Annotated in this window: 18 protein-coding genes and 2 pseudogenes; 12 read left to right on the top strand and 8 right to left on the bottom strand. The window is 59.6% G+C overall.

Translation table 11 applies throughout. The features are described 5' to 3' along the window. Nucleotides 1-261, top strand: a pseudogene (locus GSQ83_RS29840) (hypothetical protein); the annotation flags it as partial. 228 nt (nt 262-489) lie between these two features. On the opposite strand, the gene GSQ83_RS10165 reads toward GSQ83_RS29840, so the two are convergent. Both GSQ83_RS10165 and GSQ83_RS10160 read right to left on the bottom strand, forming a co-directional pair. Further along, complete coding sequence (locus GSQ83_RS10165) at nt 490-1,440, bottom strand: IS5 family transposase (protein WP_158802761.1); 951 nt, start codon at nt 1,438-1,440, stop codon at nt 490-492. Nucleotides 1,441-1,803: 363 nt separating this feature from the next. Then, the gene (locus GSQ83_RS10160) at nt 1,804-4,695 is read right to left on the bottom strand and encodes a hypothetical protein (RefSeq protein ID WP_158802760.1); all 2,892 of its coding nucleotides are present in this window, start codon (nt 4,693-4,695) and stop codon (nt 1,804-1,806) included. Between the two features lie 446 nt (nt 4,696-5,141). Between GSQ83_RS10160 and GSQ83_RS30450 the strand changes: the two are divergent. Next, nucleotides 5,142-5,330 (top strand): annotated as a pseudogene (locus tag GSQ83_RS30450) (IS481 family transposase); the annotation flags it as partial. A gap of 327 nt (nt 5,331-5,657) precedes the next feature. Here the strand turns inward: GSQ83_RS30450 and GSQ83_RS31180 are convergent. Then, complete coding sequence (locus GSQ83_RS31180; RefSeq protein ID WP_158802790.1) at nt 5,658-5,849, bottom strand: 5-methylcytosine restriction system specificity protein McrC; 192 nt, start codon at nt 5,847-5,849, stop codon at nt 5,658-5,660. 759 nt (nt 5,850-6,608) lie between these two features. On the opposite strand from GSQ83_RS31180, the gene GSQ83_RS10150 reads away from it, so the two are divergent. Further along, on the top strand, nt 6,609-7,181 hold the full coding sequence (locus GSQ83_RS10150) for a type 1 glutamine amidotransferase domain-containing protein (protein ID WP_254065601.1): 573 nt from the start codon (nt 6,609-6,611) through the stop codon (nt 7,179-7,181). 230 nt (nt 7,182-7,411) lie between these two features. On the opposite strand, the gene GSQ83_RS10145 is transcribed toward GSQ83_RS10150, so the two are convergent. Further along, the gene (locus GSQ83_RS10145; protein WP_158802759.1) at nt 7,412-8,692 is read right to left on the bottom strand and encodes a CinA family nicotinamide mononucleotide deamidase-related protein; all 1,281 of its coding nucleotides are present in this window, start codon (nt 8,690-8,692) and stop codon (nt 7,412-7,414) included. 197 nt (nt 8,693-8,889) lie between these two features. On the opposite strand from GSQ83_RS10145, the gene GSQ83_RS10140 reads away from it, so the two are divergent. Next, complete coding sequence (locus GSQ83_RS10140) at nt 8,890-10,140, top strand: MFS transporter (protein WP_158802758.1); 1,251 nt, start codon at nt 8,890-8,892, stop codon at nt 10,138-10,140. A gap of 184 nt (nt 10,141-10,324) precedes the next feature. On the opposite strand, the gene GSQ83_RS10135 is transcribed toward GSQ83_RS10140, so the two are convergent. Together GSQ83_RS10135 and GSQ83_RS10130 are read right to left on the bottom strand one after the other, a co-directional pair. Continuing rightward, nucleotides 10,325-10,555, bottom strand: a complete 231-nt coding sequence (locus GSQ83_RS10135) for a hypothetical protein (RefSeq protein WP_158802757.1) — start codon at nt 10,553-10,555, stop codon at nt 10,325-10,327. 18 nt (nt 10,556-10,573) lie between these two features. Further along, a complete protein-coding gene (locus GSQ83_RS10130; RefSeq protein ID WP_216850026.1) occupies nt 10,574-10,921 on the bottom strand; it encodes a hypothetical protein in 348 nt (115 codons plus the stop codon). Nucleotides 10,922-10,977: 56 nt separating this feature from the next. On the opposite strand from GSQ83_RS10130, the gene GSQ83_RS10125 reads away from it, so the two are divergent. From GSQ83_RS10125 to GSQ83_RS10115, 3 genes are all read left to right on the top strand, one after another. After that, the gene (locus tag GSQ83_RS10125) at nt 10,978-11,745 is read left to right on the top strand and encodes a class I SAM-dependent methyltransferase (RefSeq protein WP_254065600.1); all 768 of its coding nucleotides are present in this window, start codon (nt 10,978-10,980) and stop codon (nt 11,743-11,745) included. A gap of 41 nt (nt 11,746-11,786) precedes the next feature. Beyond that, nucleotides 11,787-12,113, top strand: a complete 327-nt coding sequence (locus GSQ83_RS10120; protein WP_158802755.1) for a TfoX/Sxy family protein — start codon at nt 11,787-11,789, stop codon at nt 12,111-12,113. 152 nt (nt 12,114-12,265) lie between these two features. Beyond that, nucleotides 12,266-13,321, top strand: coding sequence for a sugar phosphate isomerase/epimerase (locus GSQ83_RS10115; RefSeq protein WP_158802754.1), 1,056 nt, complete (start codon nt 12,266-12,268; stop codon nt 13,319-13,321). Between the two features lie 176 nt (nt 13,322-13,497). Here GSQ83_RS10115 and GSQ83_RS10110 read toward each other — a convergent pair whose 3' ends face one another. Beyond that, nucleotides 13,498-14,220, bottom strand: a complete 723-nt coding sequence (locus GSQ83_RS10110; RefSeq protein WP_158802753.1) for a pyridoxamine 5'-phosphate oxidase family protein — start codon at nt 14,218-14,220, stop codon at nt 13,498-13,500. 204 nt (nt 14,221-14,424) lie between these two features. On the opposite strand from GSQ83_RS10110, the gene GSQ83_RS10105 reads away from it, so the two are divergent. Next, nucleotides 14,425-15,270 (top strand): dienelactone hydrolase family protein, encoded by an 846-nt coding sequence (locus GSQ83_RS10105; protein WP_254065599.1) that lies wholly within the window; start codon nt 14,425-14,427, stop codon nt 15,268-15,270. Nucleotides 15,271-15,289: 19 nt separating this feature from the next. On the opposite strand, the gene GSQ83_RS10100 is transcribed toward GSQ83_RS10105, so the two are convergent. Further along, complete coding sequence (locus tag GSQ83_RS10100) at nt 15,290-15,622, bottom strand: MarR family winged helix-turn-helix transcriptional regulator (protein ID WP_371417987.1); 333 nt, start codon at nt 15,620-15,622, stop codon at nt 15,290-15,292. 180 nt (nt 15,623-15,802) lie between these two features. Between GSQ83_RS10100 and GSQ83_RS10095 the strand changes: the two genes are divergently transcribed. The 4 genes from GSQ83_RS10095 (at nt 15,803) to GSQ83_RS10080 (ending at nt 19,442) form a co-directional block, all read left to right on the top strand. Beyond that, entirely contained in the window at nt 15,803-16,567 is a 765-nt protein-coding gene (locus tag GSQ83_RS10095; RefSeq protein ID WP_158802752.1) for a VOC family protein, read from the top strand. Between the two features lie 14 nt (nt 16,568-16,581). Continuing rightward, nucleotides 16,582-17,340, top strand: coding sequence for a DUF899 family protein (locus GSQ83_RS10090; RefSeq protein WP_254065598.1), 759 nt, complete (start codon nt 16,582-16,584; stop codon nt 17,338-17,340). 290 nt (nt 17,341-17,630) lie between these two features. Continuing rightward, nucleotides 17,631-18,341 (top strand): DUF4239 domain-containing protein, encoded by a 711-nt coding sequence (locus GSQ83_RS10085; protein WP_158802751.1) that lies wholly within the window; start codon nt 17,631-17,633, stop codon nt 18,339-18,341. A 90-nt stretch (nt 18,342-18,431) separates the two neighbouring features. Beyond that, nucleotides 18,432-19,442 (top strand): phosphatidylserine/phosphatidylglycerophosphate/cardiolipin synthase family protein, encoded by a 1,011-nt coding sequence (locus tag GSQ83_RS10080; protein ID WP_158802749.1) that lies wholly within the window; start codon nt 18,432-18,434, stop codon nt 19,440-19,442. Nucleotides 19,443-19,563 lie beyond the last annotated feature (121 nt).

The following is a 19,563-nucleotide window of genomic DNA, read 5'->3' as shown; positions in this document are numbered from 1 at the left end:
CAGACGACATCTTGGCGTCAATCCAGCGCTTCTGCCAAAGAACCGTCGACGTCCAGCAGAGATGTGGATAGAAACTTCGGAATCAGGACACTAGCTCTTTTTAATCAGTTCGGCGCCGGGTTTGGGACCGTGCGCCGGTTCCGGCAGCACTTCCTCGAGTGCCTTGGCCTCGCCTTAGCGGCGTATCCCGAAGCCCGGGTCGATATTGGCGAGCGCGGCGTGATCCTGCGGCCGTCCCGGCCCGCTATCGCCAAAATCTGAGGCGCACGGAGTCTCCACGCCTCGTACGGAGATTCCACGCCGATCGTCAGCTGGTCTCCCTTAGGGACGTCCTGAATAAGCCCATTCTCGGGCGAGGCTGAGCGGTGATGGTGTTCGCCAGGCGTTTGTGGACTCGCATCGGCAAAAACTATTTCGCGAAGGGGGACTCTGGCGGCAGGATTTTGCCATTTGAGGCTGAACTGACGCGCACCGGACATAGTACTCCTGTCAGGTGCGCAGCAGCCGATGACGGACAATGAACAGATTAGCGAGACCGCAGGTAAGCCACAGACGCTGCGTGTTCTTTGCCAATCCGCGATACCGAACCTTGGCAAAGCCGAACACCCGCTTGATCACCCCAATAGGATGTTCGACCTTGGCGCGAACTCCTGATTTTGTGCGGTTCTTGCCACGCTCCACCTCATCGACCGAGCCACGGTAGCGATAACGTTGGTTGGTAAAGTCTTTGGCATTCGGCGCGTGCTCGCGGACCAACGCTGTCTGGCCCCGATAGGCTTGGTCGCCATACACCCGGGTCTCTTTGCCGTGCAGCAACTCGCCCACGACCTTGGCGTCATGCACGTTCGCCGCCGTCGTGGTCATCGCGTGGATCAGCTTGGTCTTGCTGTCCACACCGATATGCAGCTTCATCCCGAAATACCATTGCTGGCCCTTGCGGGTCTGATGCATCTCCGGGTCGCGCGCCTTGGTCGCATTCTTGGTCGAGCTCGGCGCAGCGATGATGGTGGCATCGACGATGGTGCCGCCCGCCACCTTCAGTCCGCGCGAGGCAAGGTGCTCGTTCACGCGCTCGAATAGGGGCTTGCCCAGATTGTGCCGCTCGAGCAGATGCCGGAAGTTCAGGATGGTGGTTTCGTCGGGCACCGGCTCGCGACCGAGGTCGATGCCGACAAAGCGCCGCAGGGAGAGGGAGTCATAAACCGCTTCCTCCGCCGCAGGATCCGATAGGTTGTACCAATGTTGGAGGAAGTGCAGCCGAAGCATGCGCTCCAGTCCTATCGGTGGGCGGCCGTTGCCGGCCTTGGGGTAGAACGGCGCGACCAGGGCGCAGAGTTCACGCCATGGCACCACCTGGTCCATTTCGGCCAAGAACTTTGCCCGGCGGGTTTGCTTGCTATGCTTGTCGAAGCTTGCGCTCGCCAGGGTCAGTTGCCGCATCTCACTCAACTCCGCCGCTGCAGCTACACTCCTACAGATCGGTCCGTAACCGTGTCGAGGAAGACTTGTTCAGAGATTCCCTAGGTCAGGCACAACGACGACTTTCGTCGTGCACCAGTTGTGAGGACATTCGTATCGACCAGGTACACCGCCCAGAACTCAGTCTCCCGAAGCCCATCGTGGCGTGCTGGTAAGTCGCCCGCCTCGAAGGGCGATTCCCCCAGGAGACGGCCAAAGGATGGCACCTGGGACAGCCGCTCCCAATCTTCGAAGCTAAGCGCCACGGCCCCGTCCGACAACTCCATTCCTACCGAACCGCTGCGCCAATCAGCGATTCGCCGAGTATTGGGCTGCGAACCAGTCCTAAACATTGTGCCACGTTCCAGCACCAGATTTATAAGTAACGGGGAATTCTTCGATCACGTAATCGAAATTCTCTTGGTCAAGAACCATGGCTGACGGCACTAAACCTGCGCCAGTGAAGGCGTTATAGTAAGCACGATTAAGCGCGCGGGCAAAGATTCCTGGGCCGGTCTTGAACGGAATGTAAAGGCCCGGGTGAAGGAAACAGTTTCGGTAAAGAGATAGGAGACAATCCGAGAGAATTTTTGAGCCTCTTACCGCGCCAAAAAAGTCGTTATGCACGACGTTGCCGGCCGTCAGCAGGAAAACATGCTCGACGTTCTTAGGTAGGAATTTTTCAAATCTATCTACAGAATGAAGACGAATATCGGCGTCGAGCCAGTAGCCCCCGTATTGATAAATGACATGTACACGGAGAATATCAGCCGCTTCCGCAGGATGTCGTGCGTTCAGAAATACAGCACGAGCCTCAAAGCCAAACGTCTCATACAGCCAGTGCTCGGCCGTTGCCTTGTTGAAAACTCTTATATTAAAGTAGTTTAGAGCTGAGTGATACTCGAAGTTTTGCTGAATCTCTACTGGAGGTGCCTGATCCCAGTAGAAGAACAGATTACGAGGAATGATATCGCTCTGCACCCCCGCGGAGCGTCGATAATTTTCTATCCGCCTGCGGCTCGCAGAGAACACCTTGAGTATTCCTGCCACGTAGATCAAATCAGACTCTTCGCCTGTGTGGAATTCCTCGTAGCAATTCTCCATGAGAGCGATGGCACTATGAGGATTTGCGTCGTTCATGAGCAGTTGAGCGCCACAGACCAGCTTGTAAAATTGCGTATTGAGCATACGCAGACTAACCAGCTCGTTATCCTCTAGCGCCTGGCGGTCTTTAATCAAGCAGAGCAGGCGTGCGTAAAGCAGAGATTGGGCGAGCGGATAGATTCCGGGCGCCTTGGGATGCAAATCATAGGCTCGTTTGTATAGGGCTGAAGCTTGCGCAAAATGCCCATGTAAGTGAAGAATGTTGGCTAATTCAAAGCAAGAGGGAACGCTTTCCGCTCCCCTCTGCCGGAAGATTTCGATCACAGCTGGATCGATCGCCAGCGTGGCTTCGATGTCCTCTTCCTCTACCGGCAACGACTGTGTGTTAACCGGCTGTATGACACTGGAAGTAGACAGGCTTGCTGCCGGAAACTCTTTGATTATGGCGCTCGCAAGCCGCTGGTACACGATGCGATGAAAATGAGTTGGACCGGTAATTTCGGCACGATCATGAATGTGCGGGTCGATACTGACGGTCGTTATGTTCGGCCGCAGCCGTGTTGCCTCTATCATCCATTGATTGAACACCTTGTGCCGCACCAGCAGACCAGGAATCGTCTCGCAGGCTCGTTCACTAAGTAGCAATAGGACCACAGACGACGAATCCTGAAACCGAGAGACAATGAGCTCAAGATTACGCTTGAAGGTTGTCTCGTCAATCAACCCAATGCAGATTGCGTTAGCCTTCAGATAGTGGAACACCAACATCGCTTCTGGTGAGGCTTGCCGCGCCAACAAGCTACCTTCATCTAGGGCTAGTACATCATGATGCCCGAGAGCAGCAGGCGAGAACGGCGCGACATGGCCGAGCCGCCGATGTTGGAAGAGCAGATAATAAGCATCCGCCCAGAGGCTCAGGAGGACAAGGCCAGGCGTTGCCGTTAGGTTCGGGAGATTGAAATCACCGTACTGATATCCGGCGAGGCGAAGGAAGTACAACTCCTCTTTCGTCGGAGGGATGCCGGATCGGGCCAGCATCGTAGTATGATCGGTGCGAATCTCCATTCCATGTCGGACGCTGATGAAGTGGCTGTGCAAGGTTCGCGCGTGTGGCTGCAAATAGTGTGATAAGGCTTGTATGTCGCAACCACCGATTAGAAGCACATCATCCCAATGAGCATTGACCAGGCCCTGATGCTCCGTACCAGCGTAATAACTGATCCAGTCAACGGGGATTTGTTCGTCGTGTAGATCCGTCAGCACCTCGCCTGTCATGGCCACGGCTGGCCGACCGAGTTCGCGGTAGAACCAAAGCTCTGCAAACATGCCGAGCGTGCGACACGAGAAACAGTAGTGCAGGAGATCATGGTAACCCGCGCCTTTGCGCTGGGCATAGAACCCGACAAGACCATAGTCGCCAAAATTGTCGCGGACACGGAGCAGACCTGCTTGAACGTTGAACAAACTGAGTTGTTCGCGCAGAGTGGCTCTGGCAAGGTCGGGGTTCTCGGGCAGCCTATGTTTAGTGAAATTCAGCTGATTGGTTCGGTTTATTAACTCCACCGCGCGATCAATGTTGGCTTCGATGTCGTAGACGATTTCGACCGTTATTCCACTTTCTCGCAAGAAGCCATAAACCTCGCCCCCTGCCTTGATCTGTGCCTGTTGTTTTTCTTCAAGGAGCTTGTAAGTTGCCAGCCGCGTCAGCGCCTGATCATCTTTGCCTCTTAGGCGAACGTCCGCCAACATCTCTTGCACGAAGTTCTGTCCAGCCACCTGTAAAGTCGGCGTAAAATATTTCGCCTCCTGAAGGTTCATTGGATTGTCGTCGAGGAACAAAACGGTCTCCGGCCGAAGCTGAACAGCTTCAATGATGCTGGCAACGCGGGCACCCTTTGAACTCCAGTCGATGCTCGGGAAGATAAAGTAACGCCAGACTCCCCAACGCTCCATCAAGTCCTGCACCGAAACATAGTCGTTGCGGGAACAGATTGAACTCATAATCCCACGCTGTGCTAACTTTATAACGATGTCGCCTGCATGTTCCGCTTCAGTAAGACCGCCTTCCGTTAACGTACCTTTCCAAAAGGTTTCGTCCAGGTCCCAGATCACCAAGCGCACAGGCTCCGACATTTCACACCTCTAGATTCAAGCGTTGTGTAAGCCGTTAAATCGAAGGATTCTAGTTATGCTCGTTAAAAAACTTTGACGGAATTTTCTCATAGGCGATGTCGATATGCGGCATATGGGTATCTGAACAGTGCGGCTGCACGATTTTCTGAACAGTGGATATAGGGCTGACCGGCTCAAAGAGGCGTGACACGTGGGTGCGAAAAGGAAGCAGTACAGCGCGGACCTTAAGCGCGGGTGTAGATATCATAGCACTGTTGATGAAAAGACCCGGAGAAGCTATCGCCCTCCGGGTGCACGCCTAACTTCATGTCTGTCAGGAATTCCATATTGGGGTCGAAATAAGATGAAAGGACTCCTCGATTTGTAATGCGCCGCCAGGGGGTGGACAGGATCAAGCGGCGGCTTCGACTGTCTGCTGGGCGGCGTGTTGAACCTCGAACTGCACCAGCCCGAGGTCTCCGGCGAAGCGCTACGGGATCAACACGGAGACAGTCGCCAAATAAAAGAGGCGAGCGTTATCGCCGACCGGCGAACCGGTCCCAAAGAACCCGGCTTGACAGTGCTTTCGCTTGAGGATGAAGCAGTCATCCTGGTCTTCCGGCGGTATATTGCTGCCCCTCGACGACTGCCTCTACGAGCCCACCAATGACGGCTTCGCGACCTCACCCCCTGGTGAATTCTTCTGTCAAATATGGGAAAAAGAGCCATCAAAATCCAAATAAAACCCGCACCACCAAACCCTGGGACCAAACATCTAGGCCCTCATCATAAGATAGTTGACGACCAACTTGCGCAGCACCATCGGCATGATATCGTGTTGGGCAAGATCCACGGTCGTCCAACCCAATCGCGACTCCGTATTAGTAATGCGGTGCATCACTGCCGCTTCATTCGTGTTGCAAAACTCAGGATGGTGCGGTAGGTCAGCAGCGTATCGCAGCCGTACAACTGTCCATAGGCCATCATTGATAGATATCTGACTGCGCGACTCCTTGCTTCCGATCTGCGCTTCCTGGCAGAAGCTTTTTCCATTTTTTGTCTGCGATCAACACCGTCTTCTCGCCACGTTTGATCAGTAGATCAGGGCGAGTCTGGAATAGCCCATCGCCGCCGTCAGCTACCGTGGTGCAGGGCCGACGGCCATCCTGCGCGATTACACGAAGGCCATTCTAGTAGCCTCATACTCATGCCGCTCGGCCGCGTCGGTCTTGGGCAAAATAGATGGGCCAGGACAACAGGATGTGTGCCGCGTCTCTCTATGGCGGGTAAGGCGTCAGTAGAGTCCCAACTGCTAAGTGTCAGGCGATTTTCGACCGCGGGGCTTCGGTCTTAGGCACTGCTGGGGGGAGGGTGCAGGACGATGCCTTCTTTCTCCACGCGGACGCCAGCCTCCAAATAAATTGCCAGGGCAGGTTTCAAGGCTCCTGTAGAGGTTGGCTTAATCTGACGCACAAGACGGAAACCAGCAACAAACTGAGCATGAATGGCAGTCCAGGTAGTGGGTGTTTCTGGACTCGTCTGCACACTGCTGCTTCGGTGTGTCCTTGGCTACGCACCGCAGGCGAAAATTCATATATTTCAACTCTAACGGACTTCATCACGCAGCGATTTGAACCCGATGATTTTGCTTAGGATTAGAAAATGCCAAACCACCATCGTTGGCAAAATGTGCCGCCTGTGAAAACGACACCCAATGATCTTGCGTTCGAGGCACTCCTTCCGTCCCGCGAAATTCTCTGGCACGCTGCTATTCTCCCTGGCAGTATCAAGCCTTTTCCGCTATCGTTTGACGTCCAGAGAAGGGACAATATCGTGACCCAGCATGTTCTGTTTATTGTCACCAACGCAGCCATCATCGGGCCGCAGAATCGCAAGACTGGTTTTTTTTTGCCGAGGTCGCTCACCCGTTTGAGGTGCTTGACACGGCGGGTATCGCGGTTGAGTTCGCGTCCATCGCGGGTGGATGGGCACCCTACGATGCTTACGACGAAAAGGATCAGGCTCAGAAGGCGTTTTTCGAGAGCAAGGCGTTCCGCAGGCTGAATCGGAGCCGCAAGTTGTCCGAGGTCGATGCCGCGGACTATGATGCCATTCTGATTCCCGGTGGTCTCGGACCGATGGTTGACCTCGCGCGCAATGCGGAGGTGCAGAAAGCCGTCGTTCGTTCTTGGAGCACGGGCAAGTTCGTGACGGCCGTCTGTCATGGTCCCTGCTCGCTACTCGGAGTGGATCTCGGCGACGGAGTGCCATTCGTGCGTGGCAAGAAACTCACCGCATTTTCGAAGAAGGAAGAGTACGACTATGCCCGCGACGACGTCCCGTTCGAACTCGAGGATGCACTTCGGGCGGAAGGCGCCGAGTACTCCTCAACCGAAAATTGGATGCCGAAGGTGGTTGTCGACGGCCGACTCATAACCGGCCAGAACCCCGCTTCCGCAGGCCCGATGGCGAAGGAACTGCTCGCGGCGCTCAAGAGACCCGTCTGAGGCGGCATCCGGAGGCTGTCGAGATCGAGTAAGCCTCTCGGATACCCCATCGGCGTCGAGGTTCTCTGAATCGAACGTGGACCGGCGGCGAGATGTTGCCGGCTTTCATAAGATTCGCGACCTCAAGGAGGTGGAGAGCGCTGGCTAGGACTAGTGAAAGTGTTTTACCACAAATCAGGCGACACCAAAGTGTTATCCTCAGGCACCACCGCAAAGTAACAATTAAAACCCTACACCCTCTCGAAATCCGTCCGCTCAGTAACCGGCAGGTGTTGCAGGTGGCGCCGCAAGCAATCCAGCGCCAGTTCCACCGCACCCAACCGCACCCAGTCGCGGCCGCCCACTATGCGGGACTCGCGGGACACCACCCCCTCGCCATCGGCGATCGCCAGGCAGATCGTGCCGCCCAAATCCGTCTGGTCCGGATCCGTGTCGAGGTCGATCAGCACCGCCAGCGCATGCGTCGCCCTGGATTGCGACCGCACCGCGCGTGCGACAGCCTCCGCCATCGCCACAGTGAGCGCCCCCGACAGCGACCCACTCGCCAATCCGACCGCCCCGGCGATCTCGCCCAAATCACGCGCGATCACCCCACGGCGAAACACCGCCTCCGCCCCGGGCAGCGGCGCAATGCGGGCGGCGATGCCGCCGCCGGTAAAGGTCTCCACCACCGCCAACGAACTGCCCCGGCCGGATAGCTCCGCCAGCACCACGCCTTCCAGCGTCTGGTCATCCTCGCCCAGGATGAAATTGCCCAGCCGCTTGCGGACCTCCGCCTGCACCGGCGCCAACTTGCGGTCGATCTCCGCGCGGTCCGCGCCGCGCACCGTCAGCTTGGTCTCCAACTGCGGATAATGCGCCCGAAACCCAAGCTTCAAGCTCCCGTCGGGCACGAGGCTCTCCAGCCCGGCCAGCAGCGCGTCGACGTGGGATTCGCCCAGACCATAGGAGTGGAATCGCTTCAGATGGATCGCCGTCGGCGAACCGCCGCGCGTCAGTAAGCGCGGAACGATCTGCTCCTCGACCATGCGGCGCAGCTCCCGAGGCACGCCGGGCGTGAAGAAGAAGCGCGCCTTGCCGATATCCAGCGCGAAGCCGCAGGCGGTGCCGATCGGGTTGTCCAGGACCTCGGCGGTGGCCGGCAACATCGCCTGCTTGCGATTATTGGGTGGCATCACCCGGCTGCGGCGGGTGAAGAAGCCCTCCATAGTGGCGAGCCAAGCCTCGTTCAGCACCAGCTCGACACCAGCCGCCTTTGCCGCGACCTCCTGCGACAGATCGTCCACCGTAGGGCCGAGGCCGCCATTGACGATCACCGCGTCCGCGCGGCCGGCGGCATGGCGGAAGGCCGCCAGCAGATCCTCGCGATCATCGCCGACAGTGGTTTCCCAGCGCACGGAAAGACCAAAATCCTCAAGCTTCTGAGTGATGTAGCTGAAATTCGTATTGACGATCTTGCCGGTGAGAACCTCGTCCCCGGTGCAGATAACCTCGACGTGCATGCTGGTCATAGTCCTGGACAACTCCTGCCGACGCTCACCGGGGCATGTTAGAGCGGGTTCCGCGCAGTTCCCAAGTCGGGCCTTCCACGCACCAGCGCCGCTCCGCCCCCAAAGGGATGCAGCCCAGACCGGGCCACCGAAGACGGCACCCGGAACCTGTGTTCAAACAAGATGGAACAGGGCATCGCCCCGCGCAGGAAGCATGGATGTCAGCGCCAGACGAACAGTCACCAGACCAGTGGGAAGACAAGCATTGGCGCAGGAACCTCGCCGTCTGCCTTGTCGGTTCCTTCACCACCATCGTCGCGATGACCCTGCTGCTGCCGTTCCTGCCACTCTACGTGGAGCAGCTCGGCGTCTCGGGTCACGCGGCCATCGCGCAGTGGTCCGGCATCGCCTATGGCGCGACCTTCTTCGCGGCGGCGCTGGTGGCACCCATCTGGGGACGCCTCGCCGACCGCTACGGCCGCAAACTCATGCTGATCCGGGCGAGCCTGGGCATGGCGGTGGTCATGTCCCTGATCGGCATGGCGCATAATGTCTGGGAGCTGGTGGCGCTGCGGCTGCTGGCCGGCTTCGCGGGTGGCTACGCGTCTGGCTCGACGATCCTTGTCGCGACCCAAACCCCGAGGGCGCGCTCCGGCTGGGCGCTGGGCACCTTGTCCTCGGGCATCATGGCGGGAAATCTGGTCGGGCCGCTGATCGGCGGCGTGCTGCCCCCGCTCATCGGTATCCGCGGCACCTTCTGGCTGGCCGGCGGCGTCATCTTCCTGACCTTCATCGCGACCACCACCCTCATCAAGGAGGAACCGCGCCCTGCCCGGGCCCGGCACAACATCTCGCGCGGCGGCTGGAAAGCGCTCCCCAACAAGCGGCCGATCATCGCCATGCTGGTGACCGGGCTGCTGCTGATGCTGGCCACCATGTCGATCGAGCCGATCATCACGCTCTACGTCGCCCATCTCGTCGAAAATTCGTCGCGCGTGACGCTGGTGTCGGGTGTCGTCATGGCCGCCGCCGCCTTGGGGAGCATCCTGTCCGCGTCACGGCTCGGGAAGCTGGCGGATCGCATCGGGCATTGGAACGTGATCATCGGCGCGCTTCTCGTCTCCGGGCTGTTGCTGATCCCGCAAGCCTTCGTGACGGCGGCGTGGCAACTCATCGGGCTCCGTTTCCTGATGGGGCTGGCGCTGGGCGGTCTCTTGCCCTGCGTCACGAGCGTCATTCGCCATAGTGTGGTGGATGGCATGGCCGGCCGCATTCTCGGCTATTCGACCTCGGCGCAATTTGTCGGGCAGGTGGCCGGGCCGCTACTCGGAGGCTTGGTTGGCGGCCGCATCGGCATGCGCGCGGTATTTCTCGGCACTTCCGCCTTGATGGTGCTCGGTGCGGCCGGCGTTTATCTGAGTCGAACGAAGCCCATACGCCACTCCACGCCGGAGGAGTCGTCGCGCTAGGAAGAGGCGTGGCTTCTTCTTACGGCGTTATGATCTGATACTGAACCGTGAGGCAAAGATGCGTCATGGCATGCGAAGGCATGCCATCCACGCCTTGCCTGCGTGACGAAAGCAGGCGTGGATGCTCGGCCTTCGCCGAGCATGACGTGGTGGGATAGCGAGGGTTTCAACAGAAGACATCCCCCTAGGCTTCCACTCCAAAAGTACGCGGATCATTGACCGCCTTCTGCGCGGCCTCCGCGAAACTACGGCCAACCGGCATCTTCTGAATGTCGTTCCAGAGATCCTCCCCCTCCGGGGAGCCGAAGCAAATGCGCCAGTTCGTGGTGAATTTCAGGATCGTCAGATGGCCGCCGAATTTCTGATCCGCGATCGTTTGCAGCCGGTCCATCAGCTCATTCTCGAACTCGGTCACGGTTCACTCCCGCATTGGTTATTGGCTGGGCACGCAGTTCGTCCGCCCCTGCATGACACAATCCTGCAACTTGCCGGTATCTCGCAATGCGCGACTGATCCAGAGCCCGAACAAGCCCAGCAGCACAAGGAACACGAGCGCGATGACGGCGCCTCGCCGGCTGGGCGGCTCGTTGTCGAACCCGCCATCTTCAGGGTGGTCCGGCCCCGCGAGAAGCCTCGCGACGAACCATAGGACCGTTCGAAACTCCGGATGCATCGCTTTCTCTGCTCCGCCCCCAATGGGGACAAGCGGTAGCCCGAAATTCGCAACCCGGGACGCTACAAAGCGTAACCCCGGCTGTGCCAGGCGCAAGGCGCCTATCACGCCCCGTAATCGTGGCGCCCCTGGATCCCCGCGACCGAGAGGTAGATAACCAATCCATGACCTCTATTGCACGACTGCTCGCCGGCACGGCGGCACTGATGTCCGTGGCGACAGCTGCCCTGGCGCAAAGCGACGACAACGCCCTCCAGCAGGCCATCGCTTCGCCGGCACGCAGCGCCGCCTTCATCGCGCGTGACCCGGTGCGTCATCCGGCGGAGGAACTCCGCTTCTTCGGCGTGAAGCCGGACGCAAAGCTGGTCGAGATATGGCCCGGCGGCGGCTATTGGACGGAAATCCTGATGCCTTACCTGCGGGGCCACGGACACTACGTCGCCGCCCTGCCGCCCGGCAAGCAGGCAGCGTCGTTTCGCACCCGCTTTCCAAAAGCCGAAACCACCGAGCTAGGGGACAGCCATTACACCATCGCCCCGCGGGGCTCGGCCGATGTCGTCGTCACGTTCCGCAATCTGCATGATTGGATGGCGACGAATGAGGCGAGCCAGATGCTCGCGGCCTTCTTCGTCGCCCTGAAGCCTGGCGGGGTTTTGGGCGTCGAGGACCATCGCGCTCGCCCCGACCGGCCGCAGGATCCGCATGCGGTCAGCGGCTATGTACGCCAGGATTACGCCATCGCCCTGGTGCAACAGGCCGGTTTCGTCTTCGTCGGCAGCTCCGAGATCAACGCCAATCCGAAAGACACGACGGATTGGCCGAAAGGCGTCTGGACACTGCCGCCGACTTTCGCCTTGGGCGAGAAAGACCACGCCCGCTATGCAGCGGTCGGCGAGGCTGACAACTTCGTGCTGCTGTTTCGTAAGCCCTGAAGCGAAAGGCCCACCAGGTCCGCGCCCTATGAGAAAGCCAGATGGACAACGCTGAAATAGAGGAGATGTTCTCTTCCCTAGGCCCGATCACCATCCGGCGCATGTTTGGTGGCAAAGGCATCTATCACAGGGGCCATATCCTGGCGCTCGAAGTCAGTGACGAGATCCTGCTGAAGGCAGACGCCCTCAGCGCGCCGAAGTTCGAGGCCGCCGGCGCGACGCAATGGGCGTACGAGAACAAGACCAGGAAGGCGGTCAAAATGCCTTACTGGTCGATCCCAGAAGACGCCTTCGACAACCCCGATATCATGGCGAAGTGGGTGCGGATGGCATATGAGGCGGCTTTGCGGGCAGCGTCCTTGCCGTAACTTCGCTGACGTGCCGCTGCCACCGAACCGCTGCACAGGTTTCATTGAGTGGCCGCGCGCGTGGCCGTGTTCTGGTTCGCCCCCGGAAAACCGGTCTACATTGCTTTGCAAATAGCCGGCGTATGCGGCAACCTCGCCCGGGGGAGAAAAAAATGAAGACGATCAAGGGACCTGCGATCTATTTGGCTCAATTCGCCGGCGATGAAGCGCCGTTCAATAGTTTCGCTGAAATCTGTGGCTGGGCCGCGTCACTTGGCTACAAGGGCGTCCAAATTCCCGCTTGGGATACGCGCCTCATCGACCTGCAAAAAGCCGCCGAGAGCGTGGCCTATTGCGACGACCTCAAGGCTACCGCGGATAAAAGCGGCGTGGTGATCACCGAACTCGCCTCCCATCTGCAAGGGCAGCTCGTGGCGGTCAATCCAGCCTTCGACGAACCCTTTGATGCGTTTGCGGCTCCTCATGTGCGAGGCAATCCCGCGGCGCGTCAGCAATGGGCGGTGGAACAGGTGAAGTTCGGTGCCCGAGCGAGCCGCAATCTGGGTCTCAAGTCGCACGTCACCTTCTCGGGTGGTCTCGCCTGGCCCTATGTCTACCCTTGGCCGCCTCGCCCCCCTGGCCTGATCAAGGAGGCATTCGAGGAACTCGCGCGCCGGTGGCGCCCAATCCTGGACGAGCATGAGGAGCATGGCGTGGATGCCTGTTTCGAGCTCCATCCCGGCGAGGATCTTTTCGATGGCACAACCTTCGAGCGGTTCCTGGATCTGCTCGATGGTCATAAGCGTTGCTGCATCGCCTATGACCCGTCGCATTTCCGCCTGCAGAACCTGGACTATGTCGGCTTCATCGACGTCTATCACGAGCGAATCAAAGCCTTTCACGTTAAGGACGCCGAGTTGCGCTCAACGGCGAAGCAAGGCGTCTATTCCGGCTTCTCGGATTGGCCGGATCGCGCCGGACGGTTCCGCTCGCTTGGCGATGGTGACATCGACTTCCGTTCGATCTTCTCGCAGCTCTCAGTTCATGGTTTCGACGGATGGGCGGTTCTAGAATGGGAATGCGCCATCAAGGACCGCATGGACGGCGCGCGGGAAGGGGCCAAGTTTATCGCCGATCATCTGATCAAAGTGAGTACCTCGACCTTTGAGGACTTCATTGATCAGGAGGCTGGCCGTTCCGGGGTGAAGCGCATGCTGGGTCTTTCCTAGCCGGATATCTCTGGTCTGAACCTTTCATTCCTCCACGTCCTGCTCGGCGCAGGCCGAGCATCCACGCCTTTGCTTTGCGTGACGAAGGCAAGGCGTGGATGGCATGCGGGGGGCCGCCCCGCCTCGCATGCCATGACGGATCTTTGGTTCGCCGTTCAGTATCAGGTCATCCTGTCCTAGCCGCGCGCGTAAGCCTCGGCATAGGCCTCCGCGAGTGCCTCCTCGAGCGGCCGTTCGGCCAGATAGCCCGCAAGGTTCGCCGGCCGCTCGACACCCAATAGCAACCGGGGGCACGCCTCAGGCTCGCCAATGACGGTGTGGACCGGAAGGCGCTCCGCGTAGATCGGGAGCGCGTAATCTTCATCGTCATCCGCAACGCCCTTGGCGCGGATTTTCGCTGACGCCCGCTCGATTTCCATCGTCACAACTGACGTCGCCTTGATTTCCTGGTCCGTGCTCGCGCGCAACTGTGCCGTGCGGCCAGGAAAGAAACGATCCACCATCATCACAAGGGCGCGGCGTTTTTCCTCGGGCTCGGTGACGAGCCGAGCCCGCCCAAAAGCCATCACCGAGCGGTAGTCGGCCGAGTGGTTGAAACCGCAGCGCGCGAGAACGAGGCTGTCGAGATGCGTCACCGTGAGGCAGGCCGGCTGTCCGTCCGAAAGGTTTCGCAACATGCGGCTCGCGCTGCTGCCGTGCCAGTAGAGCCGCGTTTCCTCGCGCCAGAAGAGGGTGGGCGTGCAGTAGGGCAGACCATCGACGACATAGGAGACGTGGCAGAGTGCCGCGGCATCGAGCAGCCGGTGGACCGTCTCGTGATCGTAGGACCCACGGTCATGCCGGCGCTTCACGCGGTTGCGTTCGTCGACGACGTAAGTCGGGGCCTCGGTGGCGGACATGGTCTAACCTTTCGCTGACGGGACGGCGTATCATGCACCCTGAACCCGCTCGCTGCGAAGGCTATGCTTTCATGTGCCAAGATCGTAAAGCGTAACTATTCGTTCTCCAGCTGCGACATTGACAAGCATGAGGGCCGCATGACTTGCATGCCGCCGCATGACCGTCGCGGCTATGGTTTCACAATGCTATCGAAAGGACACCCTGTGACACCAGACGATCTCTCAATCCTGACCCGCCGTGGTTTTGTAATGACCAGCCTGATCAGTGGCCTCACTTTGGCGACGCCGCGCGCCGAAGCACAGCAGATCCACACGGATGCGACGGGTCTGACGGTTGGTGAGACTAAGATTCCGGTGTCGGACGGTCTGCTTCCCGCTTATTTCGCACGCCCAGAAGGATCGGGACCGTTTCCGATCGTGGTGGTGGTGGAGGAGATCTTCGGTGTTCACGACTACATCAAGGATGTTTGCCGCCGCCTCGCTAAGCTTGGCTATCTCGCCGTAGCGCCGGAGCTCTATGCGCGACTGGCCGACCTCTCGAAAATGACCGACGGGGAGAAGATTTTCCGAGATGTGATCCTCAAGGCGCCGGACGCGACTGTAATGACGGACCTGGGAGCCGCCATCGATTGGGCCACGGCCCATCAGGGGGACGCCGCTCGGATTGGAACAATCGGATTCTGCCGTGGCGGCCGGGAGGTTTGGCTGTTCGCGGAACACGACAAGCGGCTGCGCGCGGCGGTCGCCTTCTATGGGCCGGTTGCGGGTCCCACGAGCACCATCCAACCACGCAACCCGATCGACATGGCGGCGGAACTGAACTGCCCGCTATTGGGTCTTTACGGAGGCGAGGATCCGAGCATCGCCCAGGCTGACGTCTTCACAACCGAAGCGCGCGCTCAAGCCGCCGGCAAGACAGTCGAGATCGTTTATTTCCCAGATGCCGGCCACGGTTTCCACGCCGACTATCGGCCCAGCTACAACCACGCCGATGCCGAAGCCGCCTGGGGCCGCGCCATCGCCTGGCTCAGGCAGTACGGCGTTCGCTAGGGTTCGATGCGCCGATCGCTCACCGACGCTCGATGCTGCTCAAGATTGCCAAATCGCGCCTAAGAGCGTCAGGCGCGGTCAAGTGTTTTTCGATTTCGCGGTGATGGTGTTTCCATATCGGCACCGCCTCCGCGAGGCGCCTCTGGCCTTCGGTCGTCAGCGTCAAAAGGCGACCGCGGCGATCCTTGGGGTCAACCGTCACTTCTACCAACCCTCGGCGCTCGAGCGGTTTCAGCGCGGCCGTCAGTGTGGTGCGGTCCATCGCCAATAACTCGGCGACGGGCCCCATTGCTGCCGGCTTCGGCCGATTGAGCGACATTAGGAGCGAGAACTGTCCGTTCGTCAGTTCCAAAGGACGCAGCGCTTCATCGAACCGCCGCGCCAGAGCCCGCGCGGCCCGCTGGGCGGCGAGGCACAGGCAGGTATCACGGACCTGCAGTGTAATCTCGAAGGGGACATCATCCACAAAACTAATATGTTGACATCAACCCATAATGTCAATTGAGTTGGGGGAACGAAAGGGAGAAGCGAAATGCACGGGAAGTTCTTCTGGTACGATATCATGACCACCGATACGGAGGCGGCAGCGAGATTCTACTCGGATGTCGTTGGGTGGGACACACAGGATGCCAGCAGCGGCGGCAAGAACTACACGCTGTTCACTGTCGACGGTCAGGGCGTCGCGGGTCTCATGGCGACTCCGGAAGAAGTGGCCCAGCGCGGGGTAAAGCCCGCTTGGCTTGGCTACGTCGCCGTTGATGATGTCGACGCGGCTGTCGCCAAGCTGAAGCAGGAAGGCGGCAATGTGAAGCACGAGCCGGAAACCGTTCCCGGCATCATCCGCTTCGCGGTCGTCGCGGATCCGCAAGGCGCCGTCTTCTATGTCGCCAAGGGTCTTATCGACAAAGCACCGCCTGCCTTGCCCCTAGGGACGCCCGGCACGATCGGCTGGCGCGAACTCTATGCCGGCGAATGGAAATCGGCCTTCGCCTTCTATGAAAAGATGTTCGGCTGGACCAAGGCGGACAGCTTCGATATGGGCCCGATGGGCACCTACCAGCTATTTGCGACCGGCGAGGAGCCAGCCGGCGGCATGATGACAAAGCCCGAAGCAGTCCCGTATCCGAATTGGGGCTACTACTTCAACGTCCCGGCAATCGATGCCGCGGTCGAGCGCGTGAAGACCGCCGCGGGCACCCTTTTGATGGGTCCGACGGAAGTTCCCGGTGGTCAGTGGATCGTGCAATGCATTGATCCGCAGGGTGCGCATTTCGCCCTGGTCGCCCCGAAGCGCTGAAACAACGGAAGCGGATGGGCGCGTTCGTCGCCATCCGCTTCAAAACCTGGGAGTTTCAGATGGACGTTAAAACGGAGACCCTCACTCCGGCGAGCGAACTGGCGCGCAACAACCGGGTTCGAATTCTCAACGAGGGCGCCGAATACCGTGCTGCCCGCACCGCGCTCCTGGCCGAGGAAATCGAACTGCGGCGCCATATCGAGCGTGTCGCCGCGCAGCGCCGCGCCTTGCCACCCGGCGGCGAAGTCATCGGCAAGTACAGCTTCCAGGGCGAGAATGGTGCTATGGATTTCGCTGCGCTATTCGGCGACAAATCGACGCTCGCGCTTTACAGCTACATGTTCGGCCCTCAGCGTGATCGCCCCTGTCCGATGTGCACCAATATGCTGGACGCCTGGGAGGGAAATGCCACCGACATCGGCCAGCACATCGCCTTCGCCGTTGTTGCCCGCTCACCCATAGACCGTCTTGTCGGCTGGAAGCGCGAACGCGGCTGGAAAGACCTCCGCTTATTGAGCGACCTCAACGACAACTACTCGCGCGACTATTTCGGCCTATTGTCGGACGGTGAGGAAATTCCCGCGTTCAACGTGTTCACGCGTCGCGACGGCAAAATCCGCCATTTTTGGTCCGCCGAAATGACGGACACCACGGCGGACCCCGGCCAGGATCCGCGGGGCGCCCCGGATGCCGCGCCGCTGTGGATGGTATTGGATTCGACGCCGGACGGGCGGGGCGGGGATTGGTATCCGAAGTTGGACTACGACAGGTAACCAGGGAACGGCAATGACGTATCGTGCGGCGGCTTCCGGCGGCTTCTCGGAACCGCCGCCGGTCCCCGAAACGGACCATCTCCGAATTAAATAGCCTCCGGGGAACCCGGTTGCTAGCCTCCTTCGGGCACTCGGCGCCCCAGGCCGCGCGTGCGGGGAATTCGTGGCGAGACGTGGCCGCACCTGGCGATCGCGGGATAAGAAGGGACCGCCTCGTGATTCTCTGGCTAGCGAGCCAACCGATCTGGACATGCGCCTTGCTTGTGGTGGGTATACCCACGGTCATAGCGATGATTCTCACCGTTTTCGTCCGGAGCAATGTCGGATTCGAGCGGCTCGTCAGCAACAATGAGGTCGCCGGGTTTAAATTCGCGGTAGTCGGCGTGGTCTACGCGGTTCTCCTCGGATTCGCGATCATCACCGTTTGGGAGAAATTCAAGGACGCGGAGGATGCGGTGACCGCGGAAGCCGCCTCCACTGCGGGGATTTATCGCCTGGCGGATGAATTCGAGAGCACGTATCGCCCAGCTCTACAGGCGGGCGTCCGGCATTACTTGACTTCCGTGCTGGGGCGCGAGGCGGACACCATGGAGACCGGCCAAGCTGACGTCTCCACCACTATCGCCTTGAATAACTTGTATACATCGGTGCTGGCGGCAAAGCCGACCAACGCTAAGGAATCCGATATGTTCTCGGCAACGCTCGACGACCTGCGCTTGCTGGCGGAGGCCCGGCGCGAGCGGCTGGAACTAAGCCGCGGCGCTGCTCCGCCCATCCTGTGGTCTGTCCTGGTGGGGGGCGCGATCCTCAACATCGCCTTCGCTCTCTTCTTTGGCACCAAGCACGTGATGTCCCAGGTCATCATGACGGGGATGCTCGCTGCCGTTATATTCATGTCGCTGTTCGTCGTGATCAATATCAACTATCCATTCACGGGGGGACTCAAGGTCTCAGTGGAGCCGCTGAAATACACACTCGAAAACCTCTCCTCGCAAGATTAGTGAGGATGATCCGCGTAGGAAGCCCTAGGCGCCCGTTGGCTCATCCGTTTCTTGCGGGCTCAACCAAAATAAAAGTGAAGGGCCGAACGTATGGAAATTAACCAAGAGATTAGCTGGATTTCGAGCGGGCACGCGATCGTTCAGCCTCAGGACGGCAGCAAGCCGGTGCTCGACCTGATCGATGGCGCGAAAAAGACTATCGACCTGAAGATGTTCACCTTCACGTCGGATGACATCGCCGAAGCGCTCATCAGGGCACAGAAAAGGGGCGTCAAGGTGCGGGTCATGCTCAATCCCGCTCGCTCCTCTGGTAGCCGGGCGAATGACGATATGCGACAGAGGCTGGAAGCCGGCGGGATAGAACTGAACTGGAGCAGCCCGGATTTCGCTGTCACCCACGAGAAATCCATGGTGATCGACAGCCGTCTCGCGCTGATCGCCACCTTCAACTACGGCGTGAAGTATTTCACGCTCACGCGCGACTACGGGGTCGTCACGGAAGACGCGGCGGTGGTCGCGGAGATCGCGCAATGCTTCGAGCATGATTGGCAGCGCCAGCCGTATAGTCGTCCCAGTCACAGCGCCCTGCTGTGGAGCAATAGCGGTTCACGCGTCCTCATGTGCTCCTTCATCGATCAGGCCAAGCATACGCTCGATGTGCAGCACCCGAAATTCGTCGATGCCGTGGTGCTGGACCGGCTGATCGAGGCGCATGGCCGGGGCGTTCGTGTGCGCGTGATCTGTGGCGGCAAGCATGGCATCAGCACCTGGGACATCCTCGACACATTTGCCTCCCTCAGGCTCATGACGCGAAATGGCATCAAGGTCCGCAAGCAAAAGCATTTGCGCCTTCACGCGAAGCTCCTGCTGGCGGACGAGAAGCGAGCCCTCGTCGGCTCCATGAATATCGACCGCAGCGCCTTCGACCTCAGACGTGAGCTCGGCTGCTTTGTCGCGGATCCGAAGGCGGTTGCCGCGCTTCAGAAAGTCTTCGACACTGACTGGCATGAGGCCGGCGAATATGACCCCCCGGATCCTTTGGGCGTGCATCTCGTCGTGGAGGATGACCACCCGCATGATGAGGAACTCGTGCACGAATAGGCCGGCTCGATCATGGGCGAGGCAACGGCCGCGATCGAGCCGGCAGGTTGCCGGTACCGAGGCGGCCGTTTAAGCTTGCCGCGAGGCTGCAGGCGCTGAAAGACGATGCGGTAGACCGGGC

Source organism: Acidisoma sp. L85 (assembly GCF_009765865.1).
GTDB lineage: Bacteria > Pseudomonadota > Alphaproteobacteria > Acetobacterales > Acetobacteraceae > Acidisoma.
This window is presented reverse-complemented; position numbering and strand designations above follow the sequence as displayed.

What these genes read in the sequence shown, in the direction of transcription:
- GSQ83_RS10145 (WP_158802759.1), bottom strand. Translation starts at nt 8,692, where the DNA reads ATGACCAGCATGCACGTCGAGGTTATCTGCACCGGGGACGAGGTTCTC.
- GSQ83_RS10120 (WP_158802755.1), top strand. Translation starts at nt 11,787, where the DNA reads ATGGACAACGCTGAAATAGAGGAGATGTTCTCTTCCCTAGGCCCGATC.
- GSQ83_RS10125 (WP_254065600.1), top strand. Translation starts at nt 10,978, where the DNA reads ATGACCTCTATTGCACGACTGCTCGCCGGCACGGCGGCACTGATGTCC.
- GSQ83_RS10165 (WP_158802761.1), bottom strand. Translation starts at nt 1,440, where the DNA reads ATGCGGCAACTGACCCTGGCGAGCGCAAGCTTCGACAAGCATAGCAAG.
- GSQ83_RS10080 (WP_158802749.1), top strand. Translation starts at nt 18,432, where the DNA reads ATGGAAATTAACCAAGAGATTAGCTGGATTTCGAGCGGGCACGCGATC.
- GSQ83_RS10140 (WP_158802758.1), top strand. Translation starts at nt 8,890, where the DNA reads ATGTCAGCGCCAGACGAACAGTCACCAGACCAGTGGGAAGACAAGCAT.
- GSQ83_RS10095 (WP_158802752.1), top strand. Translation starts at nt 15,803, where the DNA reads ATGCACGGGAAGTTCTTCTGGTACGATATCATGACCACCGATACGGAG.
- GSQ83_RS10115 (WP_158802754.1), top strand. Translation starts at nt 12,266, where the DNA reads ATGAAGACGATCAAGGGACCTGCGATCTATTTGGCTCAATTCGCCGGC.
- GSQ83_RS10110 (WP_158802753.1), bottom strand. Translation starts at nt 14,220, where the DNA reads ATGTCCGCCACCGAGGCCCCGACTTACGTCGTCGACGAACGCAACCGC.
- GSQ83_RS10085 (WP_158802751.1), top strand. Translation starts at nt 17,631, where the DNA reads ATGATTCTCACCGTTTTCGTCCGGAGCAATGTCGGATTCGAGCGGCTC.
- GSQ83_RS10090 (WP_254065598.1), top strand. Translation starts at nt 16,582, where the DNA reads ATGGGCGCGTTCGTCGCCATCCGCTTCAAAACCTGGGAGTTTCAGATG.
- GSQ83_RS10160 (WP_158802760.1), bottom strand. Translation starts at nt 4,695, where the DNA reads ATGTCGGAGCCTGTGCGCTTGGTGATCTGGGACCTGGACGAAACCTTT.